At 69.5% G+C, this 18,781-nt stretch carries 14 protein-coding genes; 11 read left to right on the forward strand and 3 right to left on the reverse strand.

Annotated elements, in window-relative coordinates:
- The first annotated feature begins 50 nt into the window (after positions 1-50).
- The 4 genes from nirB to AC1DWT_RS15295 all read left to right on the forward strand — a co-directional run bounded on the left by nirB (position 51) and on the right by AC1DWT_RS15295 (position 5,861).
- Entirely contained in the window at positions 51-2,546 is a 2,496-nt protein-coding gene (nirB, locus tag AC1DWT_RS15280) for a nitrite reductase large subunit NirB (protein ID WP_206012602.1), read from the forward strand.
- On the forward strand, positions 2,543-2,869 hold the full coding sequence (locus AC1DWT_RS15285) for a Rieske (2Fe-2S) protein (protein WP_072941754.1): 327 nt from the start codon (positions 2,543-2,545) through the stop codon (positions 2,867-2,869). Before nirB ends, AC1DWT_RS15285 begins: the two co-directional genes overlap by 4 nt.
- A gap of 124 nt (positions 2,870-2,993) precedes the next feature.
- Positions 2,994-5,180 (forward strand): acyltransferase family protein, encoded by a 2,187-nt coding sequence (locus AC1DWT_RS15290; protein ID WP_072941756.1) that lies wholly within the window; start codon positions 2,994-2,996, stop codon positions 5,178-5,180.
- A gap of 93 nt (positions 5,181-5,273) precedes the next feature.
- The gene (locus AC1DWT_RS15295; RefSeq protein WP_095863675.1) at positions 5,274-5,861 is read left to right on the forward strand and encodes a carboxymuconolactone decarboxylase family protein; all 588 of its coding nucleotides are present in this window, start codon (positions 5,274-5,276) and stop codon (positions 5,859-5,861) included.
- On the opposite strand, the gene AC1DWT_RS15300 is transcribed toward AC1DWT_RS15295, so the two are convergent.
- Positions 5,846-6,286, reverse strand: a complete 441-nt coding sequence (locus tag AC1DWT_RS15300; RefSeq protein WP_072941759.1) for a DUF3224 domain-containing protein — start codon at positions 6,284-6,286, stop codon at positions 5,846-5,848. The two genes, AC1DWT_RS15295 and AC1DWT_RS15300, sit on opposite strands and share 16 nt — an antisense overlap.
- Positions 6,287-6,351: 65 nt before the next feature.
- Here AC1DWT_RS15300 and AC1DWT_RS15305 point away from each other — a divergent pair, with 65 nt between their 5' ends.
- Positions 6,352-7,152 carry a helix-turn-helix domain-containing protein gene (locus AC1DWT_RS15305; RefSeq protein WP_072941761.1) on the forward strand — a complete coding sequence of 267 codons (801 nt, stop codon included), beginning with the start codon at positions 6,352-6,354 and terminating at the stop codon, positions 7,150-7,152.
- An 18-nt stretch (positions 7,153-7,170) separates the two neighbouring features.
- On the opposite strand, the gene AC1DWT_RS15310 is transcribed toward AC1DWT_RS15305, so the two are convergent.
- Entirely contained in the window at positions 7,171-7,383 is a 213-nt protein-coding gene (locus AC1DWT_RS15310) for a helix-hairpin-helix domain-containing protein (RefSeq protein ID WP_072941763.1), read from the reverse strand.
- Between the two features lie 73 nt (positions 7,384-7,456).
- Positions 7,457-8,047, reverse strand: a complete 591-nt coding sequence (locus AC1DWT_RS15315) for a helix-turn-helix domain-containing protein (RefSeq protein WP_206012603.1) — start codon at positions 8,045-8,047, stop codon at positions 7,457-7,459.
- Positions 8,048-8,095: 48 nt separating this feature from the next.
- On the opposite strand from AC1DWT_RS15315, the gene AC1DWT_RS15320 reads away from it, so the two are divergent.
- The 6 genes from AC1DWT_RS15320 (at position 8,096) to AC1DWT_RS15345 (ending at position 18,747) form a co-directional block, all read left to right on the forward strand.
- Positions 8,096-8,947, forward strand: coding sequence for a class I SAM-dependent methyltransferase (locus AC1DWT_RS15320; RefSeq protein ID WP_206012604.1), 852 nt, complete (start codon positions 8,096-8,098; stop codon positions 8,945-8,947).
- Positions 8,948-9,101: 154 nt separating this feature from the next.
- A complete protein-coding gene (locus AC1DWT_RS15325; RefSeq protein ID WP_206012605.1) occupies positions 9,102-10,223 on the forward strand; it encodes a helix-turn-helix domain-containing protein in 1,122 nt (373 codons plus the stop codon).
- Positions 10,224-10,405: 182 nt separating this feature from the next.
- Positions 10,406-11,563 carry a hypothetical protein gene (locus tag AC1DWT_RS15330; RefSeq protein WP_072941771.1) on the forward strand — a complete coding sequence of 386 codons (1,158 nt, stop codon included), beginning with the start codon at positions 10,406-10,408 and terminating at the stop codon, positions 11,561-11,563.
- Positions 11,564-11,750: 187 nt separating this feature from the next.
- Positions 11,751-13,202: a TIGR02677 family protein gene (locus AC1DWT_RS15335; RefSeq protein WP_477921286.1), complete on the forward strand. Its 1,452-nt coding sequence runs from the start codon at positions 11,751-11,753 to the stop codon at positions 13,200-13,202.
- Positions 13,199-14,593 (forward strand): TIGR02678 family protein, encoded by a 1,395-nt coding sequence (locus AC1DWT_RS15340; RefSeq protein WP_072941773.1) that lies wholly within the window; start codon positions 13,199-13,201, stop codon positions 14,591-14,593. Before AC1DWT_RS15335 ends, AC1DWT_RS15340 begins: the two co-directional genes overlap by 4 nt.
- Positions 14,590-18,747, forward strand: coding sequence for a TIGR02680 family protein (locus AC1DWT_RS15345; protein ID WP_477921254.1), 4,158 nt, complete (start codon positions 14,590-14,592; stop codon positions 18,745-18,747). Before AC1DWT_RS15340 ends, AC1DWT_RS15345 begins: the two co-directional genes overlap by 4 nt.
- Positions 18,748-18,781: the final 34 nt, after the last annotated feature.

Here is an 18,781-nt window from a genome sequence, read left to right on the forward strand (position 1 = left end):
CGTAACGTGCGCGCAGCCGTTACGACACTCCCGGGGCGCAGCCTCTGTGCATGGCCCACACACCGAGTTCGAGCAAGCTGCTGGTCGTCGGCAACGGTATGGCCGGCGCACGCACCGTCGAGGAGATCCTCAACCGTAGCGGGCGTGAGCGTTTCGAGATCACCATGATCGGCGACGAGCCCTACGGCAACTACAACCGCATCATGCTCTCGCACGTCCTGTCCGGGGAGGCGGCTGTCGACGACGAGGACCTGATCCTCAACCCGATGGGCTGGTACACCGCCAACGGCGTCAAACTCCACGCCGGCGACCGCGCGCTGGCGCTCGACCGGTTCGCGAAGACCGTGACGTGCGAGAGCGGCCGCGTCGTCGACTACGACGTGCTCATCATCGCCACGGGAAGCAATACGTTCTTCCCCAACATGGACGGACTGCGGGAGCACGACGGGCGCCTGGCCCGCGGGGTGTTCGGATTCCGGAACATCGCCGACACCAACGGCATGCTGCAGATGGCGCAGGCCCGCGACGACGTGTCCGCGGTGGTCATCGGCGGCGGTCTGCTCGGCCTCGAGGCCGCGTACGGGCTGCGCACCCAGGGCCTCACCGTCAACGTCGTGCACTCCCCGGGGCACCTGATGAACCAGCAGCTCGACGAACGCGGCGGCAGCGTCCTGCGCGCCGAGATCGAGAAACTCGGCGTCGGCGTCCACACCTCGATGCGGACCACCGCCGTGCTGCGCGACGAGGCGGGCCTGGTGACCGGGGTGTCGTTCGTCGACGGCTCCACCCTGGCCGCCGACATGGTCGTCGTCACCGCCGGAATCCGGCCCAACACCGAACTCGCGCGGGCCGCCGGGCTGGTGGTCGAACGCGGCGTCGTGGTGGACGACCAGATGCGCTGCGAGGACGAGGGTTCCGTGTACGCCGTCGGCGAGTGCGCACAGCACCGTGGGGAGACCTACGGCCTCGTCGCCCCGGTGTGGGAGCAGTCGGTCATCCTCGCCGAAGTCCTCACCGGCTCCAATCCCGAAGCGGCGTACGTCGGTACACGCACCACTACGAAACTGAAGGTCGCCGGTGTCGACGTGGCCGCGATGGGCGTCAAGGGACCCGAGACGGCGGACGACGAGTTCATCCAGTACTACGAACCGCGCAGCGGCACGTACAAGAGCCTCGTCGTCCGCGACGGCAAGCTGATCGGCGCCACGCTGATGGGCGACATCAGCAAGGCGGGTTTCCTCACGCAGGCGTTCGACGGCAAGGTTCCGCTGCCCGAGGAGCGGATCGGCATGCTCTTCGACGTCGGAGCCCCGAGCGCCGCGACGAGTGTCGCCGACCTCCCCGACGACCTGCAGGTGTGCAACTGCAACGGCGTGAGCAAGGGCGATCTGGTGGCGTGCGTCCATTCCGGCGCCAAGACGCTCACCGACGTCTGCGCCCAGACCCGGGCAGGCAAGGGCTGCGGCTCGTGCAAGGGACTCGTCGCCGACATCGTGGCCTGCGCCGCAGGCGGCGAACTCGAAGCCGACCCCTCCGCCGACTGGTACGTGCCCTGCATTCCGATGACGAAGCCCGAACTCATCGCGACCATCCGGGAACGCGATCTCCGCGCCGTGTCACAGGTGTTCGTCGAGCTCGCGGTGGACGCGAAGGAGGAGTCGTCCGCGAAGATGCCCCTGGCCTCGCTGCTTCGCACCATCTGGGGTCCCGACTGGGTGGACGAGCGCGGCGCGCTGTTCATCAACGACCGCGTGCACGCCAATATTCAGCGCGACGGCACGTTCTCGGTGGTCCCGCAGATGAAGGGCGGTGTCACCACGCCGGAGCAACTCCGCAAGATCGCCGACGTGGCGGACAAGTACGGCGTGCCGCTCGTAAAGGTCACCGGCGGGCAGCGCATCGACCTGCTCGGCATCAAGAAGGAGGATCTCCCCAAGGTGTGGGGTGACCTCGACATGCCGTCCGGGTTCGCCTACGGCAAGAGCATGCGCACGGTGAAGACGTGCGTCGGAACCGACTTCTGCCGCTACGGTCTCGGTGATTCGACGAGCCTCGGCATCGCTCTCGAGGAGCGGTTCCAGGGCCTGGAGACGCCCGCGAAGCTGAAACTCGCGGTCGCCGGATGCCCACGGAACTGCTCGGAGGCCCTGTGCAAGGACTTCGGTGTGGTCGCGGTCGGCGACGGTCGATGGGAAATCTACGTCGGCGGCGCCGCCGGAGCGCATATCCGCAAGGGCGACCTGCTGGCCACGGTCGAATCACCGGACGCCGTGATCGAACTCGGCGGGCGATTCATCCAGTACTACCGCGAGAACGCGAAATGGCTCGAACGCACGTACGACTTCGTGCCGCGGGTAGGACTCGAACATCTTCAGGCGCTACTGGTCCGAGACGAGGAGGACATCGTGACCGGATTGGACGAGCGGATCCAGACGGCGGTGGACGGCTACCGGGATCCCTGGAAGGAGCGCAGCGCGCCGAAATCGCCCGCACAGTTCGCTCCCTCGCTGCCGCTGCTGCCGCTCCCCCAGGTGCCGGTCCGATGACCGCCCTGATCGAGGGTCCCGCCGAGGTCGCGGTGGGACCGGTCAGCGACCTGACACCGGGCGAAGGCCGGACGTACGTCGTGCAGAACCGTCAGGTGGCCGTATTCCTGCTGTCGGACGGCACCGTTCGGGCGATGGATGCGGTGTGCCCGCACAAGGGTGGTCCCCTCGCCGACGGGCAGATCGACGCCACCGGCGTGACGTGCCCGCTCCACCAGTACGCGTTCGCCTTCGACACGGGCGCCTGCGGATCCGAGGGTGTGGGCTCGGTCCGCACGTACCCCGCGTCGGTCCGCGACGGGTCGGTCGTCGTGCACGTGTGAGTGTTCGCCCGATTGTGCTCTGCCCTGGTACGGCGTGCCTTTCGGGAAAACTGCGGCACCGCTGTCATCATGAGGCCAGTGCTGCAGCTGAAGGGGCTCGTCGCATGGACAGATCGCTGATCGAGTGAGTACCGTCGCCAGTTCGGAACGACGGGGCCGATCCGGTAACCGCCCTCAGGCCGGTGACCGGACCGTGGGAACCGTGTTCCGTACGGACATCGAGGGTCTGCGGGCCGTCGCGGTGCTGGCCGTGGTGTTCTTTCACGCGGGTGTGCCCGGGATCGACGGCGGATTCGCCGGTGTCGACATCTTCTTCGTCGTCTCGGGGTTTCTCATCACCGGGCTGCTGTGGCGGGACGTGGCTGCCACCGGCCGCGTGGGACTGGCCGAGTTCTACGGCGCCCGTGCCCGGCGACTGCTGCCCGCCGGGTGCGTCGTGCTGGTGGCCACCGCGATCGGCGCGGCCCTACTCCTTCCTCCGTTGCAGGCCCGCGCGGTCCTCGGTGACGGGATCGCGAGCGCGCTCTACGTCGGCAACTACCGACTGGCGCTGCACGGCACCGACTACCTGGCCGCGGACACGCCCCCGTCACCGTTCCAGCACTACTGGTCGCTCGGCGTCGAAGAGCAGTTCTACCTGCTGTGGCCTGCGCTGATCATCGGGGTCGCCTGGCTCGTGCGGCGCAGAACACGACGCCAGGGCCCGGACCACGCACCGTCGACGACCCCGTATCTGGTGGTCCTCGCGGTGGTCGCGGCGGTGTCGTTCGCGGTCTCGCTCGACTGGACCCGCACGCTGCCGCCGTGGGCGTTCTTCTCGCTGCCCGCCCGCGCCTGGGAGCTGGCCGCCGGTGGGTTGGTCGCGCTGTCGGTTCGGCACTGGCGGCGGCTGCCGCCTGCGGTCGCCGCGGCCGCCGGTTGGGCAGGCCTCGCACTGATCGTCTTCGCCTGTCTTCGGCTGGGCGAGAAGACACCCTACCCCGGCACCGCCGCGCTGCTGCCGGTGCTCGGCACGGTGCTGGTGATCGGAGCGGGCTGTGCCGCACCGCGGCTGGGGGTCGGCCGGGGCCTGTCCCTGCCGCCGATGCGGGCGGTCGGGCGGGTGTCCTATTCCTGGTATCTCTGGCACTGGCCGGTACTGCTGCTCGCGCCGATCGTGCTCGGCCGCTCTCTCGATCTGACCGATCGGCTGGCGATGGTCATGGTGTCCGCAGGTCTGGCCGGACTCACACTGGCCCTGGTCGAGAACCCGGTTCGCTTCGCGGCTCCGCTACGTCTCTCGGCCTCACGCAGCCTCGTCCTCGGCGGAGCCGTCACCGCCGTCGCCGTCTGTGCGGCGCTGGTTCTGCTGGTGGCGCGGCCGGTCCCGGTCGGACACGGCGCCGCCGCAGCAGCCCTCACCGTCTCGGCACCGGTCGAATCGGCCACTCCCGCAATCGATCCGCGTGACGCGGCGGTGAACGACATGACCGCTCAGGTGCAGGCGGCGGTCGCGGCGGCTGCTGGGCTGCAGTCGGTCCCGTCGAATCTGTCGCCACCGCTCGCCGACGCACCGGCAGACAAGCCTGCGGTGTTCGTCAACGGCTGCGTGCGGTCGTGGCTCGAGGTGGGGCAGGACGAGTGCGCATCGGGTGACGTGACGTCGGCGACGACGGTTGCGCTGGTCGGGGATTCGCATGCCGCGATGTGGGCCCCGGCGTTCGAAGCGGCCTCCGAGCAGCATCATTGGCGGCTGGAGACGATGGGCAAGGTCACCTGCCCACTCCTCGACCTTCCCCTCACCAGCCCCTACCTCGGGCGGGAATACACCGAGTGCGAGCAGTGGCGCGGCGAGATCGTCGACCGGCTGCGGGCCGAGCGGCCCCGGTTGGTCGTGCTGAGCATGTCCCGGCGGTACGGCGCCGATTTCGGTTTCAGCGTCTATGCCCGGCCCTGGCTCGACAGCCTGACGCGGCTGGTCACGGAACTGCGGGCCACGGGTGCGGCCGTCCTCGTCCTCGGTCCCGTCCCGGATCCGCAGTCGACCGTCCCGACGTGCCTGTCCGCGCACCTCGACGACGCGAGTGCCTGCTCGCCCCCGCGTGCGGTCGCGGTCAACGACGCCGGGGTCGCGGCCGAGGCGACCGCCACCGCGGCAGGCGGCGGCAGGTACGCCGATCTCACCACCCTGTTCTGCACCGCCGAGCGCTGCCCGGTCGTCGTCGGCAACGACCTCGTGTACCGCGACGACAACCATCTGACCCTCGAACACGCGCAGGCGCTCTCACCCGTGATCGCCGCGCTGGCCGACCGCGCACTCGCGCAGGGCTGAGGGGCGGCCGGCGAAAAAGATCCGGTTCGGATGTCACATTCGGCTCGTGGCCGGTGTCTCTATGCCGAGAACATTCCAACCGGAGGAGGAATCATGACCAGGATCCCGCAGGCAGAGCTGACCGGCATCTACGGTGCGGTCGTCAAGCGGATGTCCCGCAAGATGCTCGGCGACGTACCCGACGGGGTGGGGGTCGTGTGGCACAACCGCAAGGTGCTGAACTTCAGCTTCAGCGTGGGCCGCAAGGTACAGAAGTGGGACCGGTGTGACGAGAATCTGAAATCGTTCGCCCACATGGCGGTGGCGAGCATGGTCGGCTGCGGCTTCTGCCTGGACTACGGYTACTTCCAAGCCCACAACAAGGGACTGGACGAGACGAAGGCACGCGAGGTGCCTCGGTGGCGCGAGTCGGACGTCTTCACCCCGTTGGAGCGGGACGCGCTGGAGTATGCCGAGGCGATGACGCTGACCCCGCCGACGGTCACCGACGAACTGTCGGCCAGGCTACTGAAGGCACTCGGCCCGGCCGCGATGGTGGAACTGACCGCGTTCATCGCACTGACGAACTTCATGACCCGCTCCAACACCGCGTTCGGCATCGAGTCGCAGGGCCTCGCGGCGTCGTGTGGCCTGAAGCCGCTGAGCGCACGCTCGACGACCCGTACTCAGCCGATGTCGTAGGACAGGACGAATTCGTAGCCGCCCTCGCCGGGTCCGGCGATGGACAGGTCCGCGCTGCCACGCAGGTCGGTCAGACCGCCGGTGCCCATACCCGGCACCACCTCGATCCGTGCCGACACGGAACCCTGGTCCTGGCTGCCGAGGTGCTGGAACACGCACGTTCCGTCGTGCCCGCCGATCGAGCCCTCGAAGCGCTCGAGGCCGAGCACCGGGGCGGCATCGGCCTTGTACGCGATCAGGTAGGTCACGGTGCTCGTTCCCTCGATGTCGCCGGAGTACGAATATTCGACGGCCGCTCGCGTGGCGCCGCGTGCGGGGTAGTAGGTGTCGCCGGCGGTCGTACCTTCGCCGTCGATGTCGGTGATCAGCGATTCCGACCACGCGGCGATGGTGAATTTGCTTCGTGCAGTGTGTGAGTAGCTCATGTCAGGAGACTCTAGGTACGCGGCAGCGTGGCGCTCTTGAACATTCGCGACACTAGGATGAGCGAGTGCCGAATGTGCCAGGACATCCCGAGGCGATCGTCCGCCCGACCGCCGACGCACCCGGTTTCGAGGTCGAACGAGTCGCTCCCCGAGCAGATTTGGCCGAGTTCGTCGACTACCACTGGCTGGTGAGGTGGTCGGTGCCGAAGCCCCATCGGCAGCAGGTGGTTCCTCAGCCGCGCGTTCACGTCGCCGCCGAGGACGGACAGTTGCTGGTGCACGGGATCTCCCGGTCGCCGTTCTCCCGAACGTTGACGGGACACGGCCACGTGCTGGGTGCCGCCTTCCACGCCGGCGGGTTCCGGCCTCTGCTGAAGAGCAGTCTCGGCGCGATCTCGGGAACCGTCCAGCCCGGACGGGATCTGCTGTCCGGTGACGATCGCCCCGTCGCGGAACGGATCCTCGCAGGCACGGACAGCGCGGAGATGATCGACACCTTCGAGCGGTATCTTCTGCGCAGCGATCCCGTTCCGGATCCTACGGGACGGGAGGTCACGGCCCTGGTCGGCGACGCCCAGCGCCGCCGGGACTTCGTCCGCGCAGACCAGCTCGCCGCGCACGCCGGCTGCAGCCTGCGTACCCTGCAACGGCTGTTCACCGAATACGTCGGCATCGGCCCGAAGTGGGTGATCCAGCGGTTTCGCATCCTCGACGCGGCCGCCGCCGCCCACTCGGGCGAGAGGATCGACTGGTCTGCGCTCGCCTACGAATTGGGGTTCAGCGACCAGGCCCACCTGACCCGGGTCTTCACCCAGGTCGTCGGCACACCGCCTGCCACCTACCAGCGCGCGAACGGCCTGCTGTAGCGCGTCCGGCTCCGCCGCTCAGCCGGCGAAGCCGAGTCCCCGCTCGGCGAGTTCCTCCTCGAGGATCCGGATCGCTTTCGGTCCGACGCCGTGGATCTTCAACAGCTCCTTGGCGGTGACCGTCGTCAGTTGATCGAAGCGCGTGTAGCCGTGGGACGCGAGCTCACGACGGGAGACCTTCCCCATACTCGCCGGGAATTCCGTCTCGCCTGCGGTGTCGGAAGACGACATATCCGTCCTTTCTTCTCGGCGTGCGCCGATGCCGCCCACATCGTATGGGCCGTGCACCGTAGGCGTGCGTTCGTCACGCCGGCGGAGCGTCGTCCGCGGCGTGCAGGTGTGCCCGCTCCCCGTCGTGGTCGAAGATCGTGAGGATCTCCACCGGACCGTCGTGGGCGCCGATGGAGTGCGGCACCATGGTCGAGAACTCCGCTGCGGCACCGGCTTCGATCAGGATGGTCCGCTCCCCCAGTTGCAGGCGGGCCGTCCCCGACAGGACGGTGAACCACTCGTGACCGGGGTGCACACAGACGTGCTCCGGGCCGGCCGTCCGTTCGGGGGTGATGCGCATCTTCGCCACGGTTGCGCCGTGGAGGGCGCGTTCGCGGGACAGGAGCCAGGTCGTGAGGCCTCGCGTGTGTTCGGGCATCGGCCGGATCACCACGTCCTCGTCGTCGACGGACTCGACGAGCTGATCGAGCGTGGTGCCGAGAGCCCGCGCGATCGGAACCAGTTGGTCGAGGGCGATCCTGCGGTGGCCCGTCTCGATGCGGCTCAGCGTAGACGGACTGAGGAAGCAGCGGGCGGCGAGCGCGTCGAGGGACCAGCCGCGGGCCAGCCGTAGGCCCCGGATGCGCTGCCGGATCACACCGTCCAATCCGAGTTCTTGCGTCATACGCAAGAGTGTATGCGTATAGAGCAGAACGTGACTAGCCTTGGAGTCATGACACAGCATTCGCATCACCACGCCCACCACCACGGCGAGCACACACTCGCCCACGAAGCCGCTCTGCCGGATCTCCTCGACCTGGACGCCGAGATCTTCGGCTCCTACCTGGATCAGGTGGCCGAGTGGGCCGAACGGCGCGTCGGGGAGACGCCGCGCCGGGTCGTCGACGTGGGCGCGGGAACGGGCGTCGGCAGCCTGACGCTGGCTCGGCGGTTCCCCGCGGCCGAGGTGGTCGCGATCGACAGGTCGGAGGTGATGCTCGAGCGCGTCCGCACAGCCGCGCGCGGGCAGGGCCTGGCCGACCGGGTGAGCGTCGTGCACGCCGATCTGGATGCCGGCTGGCCCGCAGTCGAGGCCACCGACGTCGTGTGGGCGGCCTCTTCGTTGCACGAGGTCGCCGACCCCGACCGGGTGCTGCGCGACATGTACGCCGCGCTGAACTCCGACGGCGTGCTGGTGGTCGTCGAGATGGACGCCCTGCCCCGCCTCCTGCCGGACGACCTGGGCATGGGCCGCCCGGGCCTGGAGTCGCGCTGCCACGAGGCCTTGGCGCGGATGGACTGGAACGCTCACCCGAACTGGCGGGACCACGTGGAGAGAGCTGGTTTCGTGGACGTCGAGGAGCGCAATTTCACCAGTGAGGCAACCCCCGCCCCGCCCAGCACCGGACGCTACGCACATACCTTTCTGAGCCGTGTTCGCTCCGCCCTCGACGGACAACTGGCCGCCGACGACCGCGACACTCTCGATCGTCTTCTCTCGGAAGACAACCCGGACAGCGTCCTGCACCGCGGGGACCTGACGGTCCGCGGCAGCAGGACCGCCTGGACCGCCCGACGCCCCTGAAATCGTGTGCGTGCCCTTGTCCGAGCTTTCGGAACGGGTGTTGTGCGGTGGTGAGGATCGGCGGGATCTGCATACTCGGTGACGTACGGAACGGAATCTCAGAATTCGGTCTTTTACGCGGTTCCGTCTCGGACCGAGTGAGTAGACTGGCGAAGTGCCGAATCAGGAGAACCCCGAATTCGCCGGGAGCGAGCCCAAGGTCCCGTTCCCCAAGCCGGAACGCGACATCGATCTCTACCGCCGGGCGATCGCGACCCTCCAGGCCGCACTCCCCCACGGCTGGTCGCTGACGTCCGGAAAGTCCCGCTCCCTCGCCGACGCACCGGAACGGTTGCTGGTCGGTGCCCCGGGCGGCGAGGTGGCGTCCTTCTCCGTCATCCCCGCCCGCGGGGTGCTCGCGGGGGACGCCGCCCGGTTCGCCGACGGACTGTCCGGATCCGATCGCGGATTCGTCTGCGCCCGTTATCTTTCCGAACCCGTTCGCCGCCAACTCGACGCCAGGGGTCTGTCGTACGCGGACGCGACGGGCAACACCTCTCTGTCGGCGGACCGGCCCGCCATCTGGGTGCGAGACCGGGGCGCGGACGCCGACCCGTGGCGTGGGCCCGGCCGTCCGGCCGCCCAGCTGACCGGCGATCCCGCCGCGCGGGTCGTGCGTGCCCTCGCCGATCACTCGGGTCAGCTGACGGTCCCGGAACTCGTCCGGCTGTCCGGCGCGTCCACCGGCGCGACCTATCGGGTGGTGGAGACCCTGGAGGAACGCGATCTCCTCGAGCGACTCCCCCGCGGCCCCATCACCAGTGTTCGGTGGCAGCAGATGCTGCGCGCCTGGAGCAGCGACTCCAGCTTCAAGGACTGCCCCACCGTCGGCTACTTCGCACCCGAGGGAGTGCAGTCGTTCGTCGCGAAACTCGGGAAGGTCTCCGACCATCTCTACGCGGTGACAGGCTCGCACGCCGCAGCAGCGTTCGTCGAGTACGCACCGACGCACCACGTGCAGATCTACGCCGACAACGCCGAGGCGCTGGCAGGCGCTCTCGAACTACGTTCCGTCGATCAGGGTGCCAACGTCCTCGTCGCCACTCCCCGATCGGCCGCGGTCTTCGAACGCACCCTGTTCCGCGACAACGTCCGCCTGGTCGCCCCGGCACAGGCCTTCGCGGATCTCCTCGCCGGCACCGGCCGCCATCCGCAGGAAGCGGAGCATCTCCTCAGCTGGATGACCGAGAACGTGACCGAGTGGAGAACGGCCCTCGGCGCACCCACGGTGACCTGACCGATCACTCGTCGCAGGCGCAAACTCCCCGAGTGTGTGCAATACGACCACGCCACGCCGCGCGTGATGGCGCGCACAAGCACCCTCGGGTAGCAGGATGTACATCTTGTGGCCTCACCGACCGAGTCGGGCGGGCCTGACGGAAGTCGCAATCCGTTCGCAACACGAATAGGGGTTCTTGCATGTCCATGGGAGTCGGGCTCAGGATCGGCAGTGTCGTGTCCACCGCGGTGGTGGCGTCGAACGATCCAGGATCCCCCGATCCGATCGTCATCGTCCGCGACACCGTCTTGCACATGTGCCCGGACGGCACCGCAATTCTCGGCGGATCGGCGCCGCACACGATCGGAGATACCCACACCGTGTCGGGGTTCCTTCCCCGTGTCGGCGACCCCGCCGGCGTCGCGGTGGGCGACGGATCGCGGTACCGCGCAGAAGACCTGGTCGCGGGTGCGATGCGATGCCTGCTCCGCGAGTGCGAACCTCTGCCCGACCACGGCGGCCGAACGGGTGGCGCCCCCGACATCATGGCCACCTATCCGACCCGCTGGGACTCGGCCGCGGTCGCAGCGCTCCGCGACGCGCTCGACTACGCCGACATGTCGTATCTGTCCCTGGTCTCGGACGCCGAAGCCGCCGCGGCCTGGTTCGAATCCGAGATCGCCGAGCGCCCCGGGCAGTTGGTCGGCATCTATCACGTCGACGACACCGGATCGACGGTCGCGCTGATTCGCTCGGGTGTCGAGGCAGGCAAGGCGTTCCGGTTCTCCTCGGGGGGCTCCCCGACGGCCCAGATCGCGACCGCACTCGGTGCGTTCGGCTGGCTGCCCAGCAACCTCGACGCCGTGGTCGTCACGGGCGACGGTCTGATCGCGAGGGACTCCGCGGCCGTTCACGGATTCGCGGCCACGATCGGCGAGAAGTTCGATGTCCGGTGCGTCGTCGGCCCGGGCCCCGAGCAGACCTCGGCGCTCGGTGCCGCCATCCGCGCCGCCGGGTTCAATCCGACCACCCACAGGGTGACCCCGATCGGCCTGCCACCGTCGTACGACGTCACCGAGGTGATCGACGCCGTCGTCGGCGAGCCCGTGCCGTCGACGTCCGCAACCCCGAACCGGGCCGCCACACGCACGCAGAACCCCGCGTCCGCCGCAGCGGTGGGCGCCTCCCCCGCGCGAGTGTCGGGCGGAACGGCAGTCGCGACGCCGCCGGAACCGCGCGCCGTCGTGCAGTCCGGGGAAGATTCCGACAGTGCCTCCCGGGCGTCCTGGCTCGTCGCCGCAGCGGTCGGGCTGGCGCTCGTGCTGGTCGCGATCGTCTTCGTGCTGTTCGTCCTCTGATTGCCCCGCCTCCCTTTCGTCGGTGTCGTGGTGGGGTGAGGGGTGCAGGTCGGCACGGCGTTCGCTCGACCGCTGCACGACCGCATAACCTGTCACGGTGAGTGAATCAGGCAGCGATCCAGGTCGGTCCCCGTCGGGGCTGCGCGCCGGGCGTCCGGCGGTCGCTCCCCCGCTCCGGGACGACCGGCTGAAACTGTTCTCCTTCGCCACCGCGGAGAAGCGGGCGGAGTATCTGTGGGTGCTGCGGGCCTTCGATCACGCCCGCGCCAACTACATCGTGCTGCTCCACGCCGGCGACGTCGCCCGCATCCTGGACGGCCTCGCCGGCGACGACCCGGCCGGGCAACTCGGCGCCGGAGACGTCACTCCCCTGCTCGAGCAACTCCACGTCTGGGAAGTGCTCGAACGCAGTTACGACGGAACGCGCGCCGCGACACTCGCCGAATATCGGAACCGGCACTTCGTGTACCAGTTCAGTCAGGCCGGCTACCAGGTGTTCCGGGCCGTCGAGGACGCACTCGCGGCCCGGCTCGACGACGCGTCGCTGTCCCGGCTGGCGCTCCCCGACCTTCTCGCCGACATGAACGACCTGGCCGCGGCGAATCRCGCCGCCGACAACGACCTGGTGTACCGGAAACTCAACCGACTCGATGCGACGCTGTCCGACATGGCCGGACGCGCGGCCCAGTTCTATCTGACCCTGGGCGATCTCGTCCGCACCACGGAGATCACCCCGGAGACGTTCATGTCCCACAAGGACGCTCTCCTCACCCACATGCGCGAGTTCAGCTCCGACCTGTCGCGGTATGCGCCGAAACTCGCCGCGGCCATCGCGCTCGTGGAAGACACCGGTGTCGAGGCGATGGTGGCGCGGGCCGCCGCCAGCGACGAGCGGGTGTTCCTCGATGTCGAAGAGCGCGAAGCCGATTGGCGCGCCCGGTGGACCGGTTTGACGCACTGGTTCGTCGGGAGCGAGGCGGGTCCGAGCGAGTCGGAACGCCTGCGCGAGGGCACGATGAGCGCCATCGCCGCCGTCCTGTCGCTGTTGCGCCGCGTCACCGAGACCCGCAAGGGCGGCGTCAGCAGGGAGAGCCAATTGCGCCACCTTGCAGGCTGGTTCGCCGCGACTCCGAACGAGGACGCCGCGCACGCGCTGTTCCAGGCGGTGTTCGACCTCGGGCGTCCGCGCCACCTCTCGATGGTGCACCCGGACGCCGACATCATCCCCGACACCCGGTCGTGGTGGGAGGCGCAGCCCGTGGAGATCTCCCGCACGCTGGCCGAGACCGGACGTCCGCCGTCCCCCGGCCTGCCCGCGCGGGTGCAGCGCAACGAGGGCAGCGTGCGCCGCCTGCGTGAGGAACAGCTGACCGCACAACGAAATCGCGCGGCCGCCGCCCAGTCGCTGGCCCGGGGCGGAGTCTACGAGCGGGAACTCGACGAGGCCGAAACCGACGTGCTGCTGAGCCTGCTCAATGCCGCACTGACGGCCCGGGTACCGGTCAGCGGCCGCGTCACGAGCAGCACCGGATCGGAGAACGGCGTGAAGCTCACCCTCAGCCCGCACAGCGAATCGACGGTGGTGCGCACCGCCCGAGGACGACTGCACCTCGACGGACTGCAGGTGAGCGTTCGGTGAAGGCACGGGAGATCTCACCGCTCGCCCTCGATTCGTATCAGCGCGCCGCCCGCGTCATCCTGTCGAATCATCTGGTGACGCAGACCTATCCGGATCGCATCGCGCTTCCCCTGCTCCGCCGGTGGGCCACCGAACTGCGCGACGATCTGATGACGCTCTTCGGGTACCGGCTCGAGGTCACCGAGACGACCGCCCGACTGTTCACGGTCAGCGACCGACTCGACGCCGGGACCCCGGCCAAGACGGCCACCGACCGCACGTTCGACCGGTACCGCTACGCCTACCTCGCGTTGGCGCTGGCCGCATTGGGTCGCGCCGGCAACCAGATCACCCTGTCCGAACTCGCCGATCACGTCGCCGCCGACGCCGCGCAGGTCGACGGGGTGGACCTGTCCACCGAACGCGCGTCCGACCGGGACGCGTTCGTCGACGCCGTCGGCTGGCTCGCGGCCCGCGGCGCGATCGCCCTCGCCGACGGTGACGCGGGCGGCTGGGCCGCCAATCCCGATGCGGGCGAAGCGCTCTACGACATCGACCGGTCCGTCGTCATCGCCCTGTTCCGGCCGCCGCGCGCACTGCAGCATCTCCGCTCCATCCGCGGTCTGCTCGCCGGCGCGGACTCGATGACCGACGACGACGCCGCGGAGTTCGGGACGTCCCGGACGGTCGACGTGAAAGAGACGGCGCGGCGGGTCCGGCGCGCTCTCGTCGAACGGCCCGTCGTCTACGCCGCCGACCTGGACGATCACGAACTGGTGCAGCTCGCGCTCCCCCGCACCGCAGCCGATGTCGAGTTGCTCACCGGACTGGTCGCGGAACGGCGCGAGGAGGGCGTCGCGATGATCGACTCCTCCGGACGGCTCTCCGACGTCCGGTTCCCCGGGACGGGAACGGTCGCACAGGTCGCGCTGCTGCTCGCGGGGGAGATCGCCGATCGTGTCCTGGATCCCGACACGCCGGAGACGGCCCGGATGCCGCTGCCGCGGGGCCGGTCCGAGGACCTGGTCGAACAGGTCGACAGCGCGATTCCGCAGTCCGGGATCTTCGACAGCCTGGCAGGCCACGACGGGGTCGAACCCGAGGAGCCCGCCCCCGCCGACCGGCTCTTCCCGGTCGTCGAGGACCAGTGGATTACCGACACCGTCCGGACCCTGACCGACAGATTCGGGCGCACGTTCGCCGCCGGGTGGCAGGCCGACCCCGACGGTCTGGGACGCGCCGCTCTGGCGCTGCTCGAGCGGCTGCGCCTCACCGCCGCGGTGCCGGGCGGCGTGCTCGCGCTCCCGGCGCTCGCCCGCTACCGCGGTGTGGTGGTCACGATCCGCGACCGCACACCGGAGATCGACCTGTTCCAGAGCTCAGCGAACGACAGCGAGGACATCACAGCATGACGAGTGCGCGTTTCCGGCCCACCCGAGCCGGGATCATCAACCTCTGGGACTACCGGGATCAGGAGTTCTCCTTCGCCGATGGCCGCCTCGTTCTTCGTGGCCCCAACGGTTCCGGCAAGACCAAGGCGCTCGAAGTGCTGTTCCCGTTCGTCTTCGACGGCAGGATCGAACCGCGGCGTCTCAACCCGTTCGCCGGCGAGGAACGGACCATGAAGTCGAACCTCCTGTACCGCGGGCAGGAGAGCGCGTACTCGTACGTCTGGATGGAGTTCTGCCGCGGCGCGAAGGACGACCCCGAGGCCGTCACCGTGGGCATCGGCATGCGGGCCTCCCGCACCAACGACAAGGTCACGCGCTGGTACTTCGTGGCCGACGGCCGGGTCGGCGTCGACTTCTCCCTGCTCGGCACCGACGACCGTCCGCTCACGAAGAAGCAACTCGGCGAGCAGATCGGCACCGACTCCATCACCGACCGGCCGCTCGACTACCGCGCCGCCATCGACGCCCGGATGTTCGGGCTCGGTGTCCAGCGCTACGACCAGCTGATCAACCTCATCCTCACGCTGCGCCGCCCCCAGCTCGCGAAGAACCTCGACCCCAAGGGACTGTCGCAGGCGCTCACCGACGGTCTGCGACCCCTCGACGAACAGCTCGTCCTCGAGGCGGCGCGCTCGTTCAGCGACATGGAAGAGGTCGGCCGGGCGCTCGAGGGGCTGGCGGCGGCGGATCAGGCGGCGCAGAGCTTCGTCGGTGTGTACGCGAAATACCTTCGCCAGCAGGCGCGTACGGACGTCGACCAACTCGCAACCCGTCTCGACGCGGTGCGATCCGGCATCACCGCCCTCCACGGGGCGGCAGCCGACCGGGCGCGCAGCCAGGCGAGCCGGGAGGCCGCCGAGGAACGCTTCACCGCCGCCGACCGCGCACTCGACCAGGCCAACGCCACCCTGGACGCACTGAAACGGTCGACCGCCTACGAGGGGCGGACTCAACTCGACGACCTTGCGCAGGCCGTGTCGACGCTGGAGAAGTCGACGGAACTGCAGGCCGAGAAGGCACGCAAGGCCAAGGCGACCCTCGAACAGCGGTCCGAGGAGCACGAGAAGGCGGGCGACGCCGTCACCCGCGCCGTCGAGGCGCTCGCCCACGCCGAAGACGAACTTCACGTCGCCGCCGAGGACGCCGGAATCACCTGGACCGCACTCCCCGGCGACGCGCGCGCCGACCAGTTGACCGCGGCGCTGCGCGGGCACGCCGAGGAACGCGACGGCGACCTGCGCGCGGTCCGGGCCGCGCTCGCCACCGTCGAGAAGGCCGCCACCGAGCGGACCCGCGCCGACGACGCGGCACGTCGTGGCCAGGAACAACTCGACACCGCGACGGTGGCCGTCCTCGAAGCCGAGACCGCGGTCGAATCGGCCCGCAGCCGATGCGCCACCGAACTCCGCTCCTGGTGGACGGAACAGTCGTCCCTCTACGCCGAGATCGAGGCGCCCGCTGCGCTGTTCGACGCACTGGACGGCGCCCTCCGCGGGATCGGCGACGACGACGCCGCCACCCTGTCGGAGACGCTGACAGAGCAGACCACGGACGCCGTCGACGCACTCCGGCTGCGTCGTCAGCAGTACGACCGGGACGCCGCCGCCGCGGCCGAGGCGATCGCCGAATACGAATCGGCGCGCGCGGCAATCGAATCCGAGCACGACGACGCCCCACCGCTCCCGGCAGGCAGGCACGACGCGCGGTCCGGGCTGACCGGTGCGCCGCTCTGGCGTCTGGTCCGGTTCGCCGACGGCGTCGACGCCGCGGTCGCGGCGGGAATCGAGGCCGCACTGGAGGCCGCGAATCTCCTCGACGGCTGGGTCACCGTCGACGACGCGCTYCCCGACGTCGAATCCGAACAATTCCTCGTGGCTCTTCCCGCCGAGGATCGGCCCACCGGCAGGACCCTCGCCGACGTCCTCGACGTCGAGCAGGACACCGGTGTCCCCGACGATCGTGTGCGCGCAATCCTCGAATCCATCGCCCTCGAATCCCTCGACCTCGCCGAGGGTYCGGTGGGCGTCGCCGGGGACGGGGCCTACCGCCAGGGGATCCAGCGGGGACGGCACACGAAATCGGATGCGGAGTACATCGGAACCACCGCGCGGGCCCGCAGGCGCGCCGCCCGACTCACCGAACTCGACCGGACGCTCGAGGAAACCCGGGCGCGGCTCGACGACACCCGGGCGTCCGCGGATACGGCGGCAGCGTTGCTGACGCGGACGACCGCGGCGGCACAAGCCCTGCCCCGCACCGGATCGATCCTCACCGCGCTGAAGAAGGTCACCGAATCGGCAGGCGCGCTCCGCAGCCGCACCGACACCGCGACCGCCGTCGGCCGCGAACTCGACCAGGCCATCGCCGACCTGTCCGCGAAGGAAAAGCAACTCCGGGCCACCGCATCCACGCACCGGACTCCCCACGTCGCCCGCGAGATCGACTCGCTCGCCGCGGCCGTGCGGCATTTCGAGAAGCAGGGCGAGATGGTGCAGCGGTGCAGGCGCGAACACGGCAAGGAGGTGGAGCACACGCGCCAGTCCGAGGACCGGCTGCACGAGGCGCGCGGCAACGCGGAGGAATTCGCGGAGGAGGCCGCCGTCGCCGAAGAGGTGCTCGCGCAACAGATCCAGCGTCTCGAGACGCTCCGCGACACACTGGGCGCCGGGGCCGAACAACTGGACCGGCAACTCGAGGAGGCGCACGCGCGGATCGAGGCGTGCAAGAAGGAGCAGCGCGACGCCCGCAAGGCGGACAAGGATGCGGGCGAGGCCATCGGTAAAGCCGAGGGCGCGTACAACACCGCCGTCCAGACGCTCCGGCTGGCGCTCACCGAAACCCACGCCGACGCCGCCCACCTCGCGCCGTACGCCCGGCGCGACCTGCTCGAACTCCTCGGCGTCGACGGCGGCCACACCTGGCCGGCCAGTACGGCGGCGTGGATGAGCGCCGAACAGCTGGTGTACCGCATCCAGAACGCCGACCAGGACACTCCGATCCTGCCCCCCGAGGCGGATGCGCTGTTCCGCGCACTGGACGGCGCCACCGAATCGGTGCGGGTCAGCGACTCGGCACGCAAGTCGACGCGGACGGCGCTCACCACCGCGCTGCAGGACTTCGACGCGCAACTCGCGGCCGCCGGCCAGGACTACCGGCTGCAGTGGGACGCGCCCGACGGCCTGACGGTCGTGCAGGTGCAGGACGACGAGGGTTACTCGTCGATCGGCGAGTTCGCCGCCCGTATCGCGTCCGCGCGCTCCGATCAGGAACTGCTGCTCACCGAATCCGAGCGCCGCATCCTGGAGGACGCGCTGCTCACCGGTCTCGCCCAGCAGATCCACGAACGCACCGTCGACGCCCGCGAACTCATCGCCCGGATGGGCACCGAGATGCGGGAGCGGCGGATGTCGTCCGGCAACACTATCGGCGTCCACTGGGTGCTCGCCGACAACCTCGACGACAGCGCGAAGGCCATCTCCAAACTGCTCGAGCGCGACACCTCGGCGCTGGGCCCAGACGAACTCGCCACGATGCGCGCCCACTTCGCCCACCAGATCAGGACAGCCCGCGCTGCCCACCCGGAACGGTCGTACCCGGAGATCCTGGCGTCCGCCCTCGACTACCGGCGGTGGCGGGTGTTCTCGTTCACCCTGATCAGCGGGAACGGCAACGAGGACAGGCTGACGGTCGCCCGGCACAGCGCACTCTCCGGTGGCGAGCAGTCCGTCTCACTGCACCTGCCGCTGTTCGCCGCGGCGCACGTCATGCTCGACTCCGCCGACCCGCACGCCCCGCGACTGCTGGCGCTGGACGAGGCGTTCGCCGGCGTCGACGACAACGGCCGGGCCGAACTGCTCGGTCTCAGCGTGCAATTCGACCTCGACCTGTTCATGACCGGGTTCGACCTGTGGATCACGTACGGCGGCGTGCCGGGCTGCGCGCACTACGATCTGGCGCACTCGACGGCCGAGCAGAGCGTCAGCGCCACCCTGCTCGTGTGGTCCGACGGTGAGCTACTCGCCGAACACGACGGCACCGACCTGGCGCAGGCGCTCGGTTCGCCCCTGCGCCGGCGCGTCCCGACGCCCGCGGAGGGTGCCCTCGAGTTCGCCTGACCCGTGAGTACTTGTTAACCGCGGGCGGTTAACA

The sequence above is a fragment of the Rhodococcus sp. P4_B6 genome, assembly GCF_056402215.1.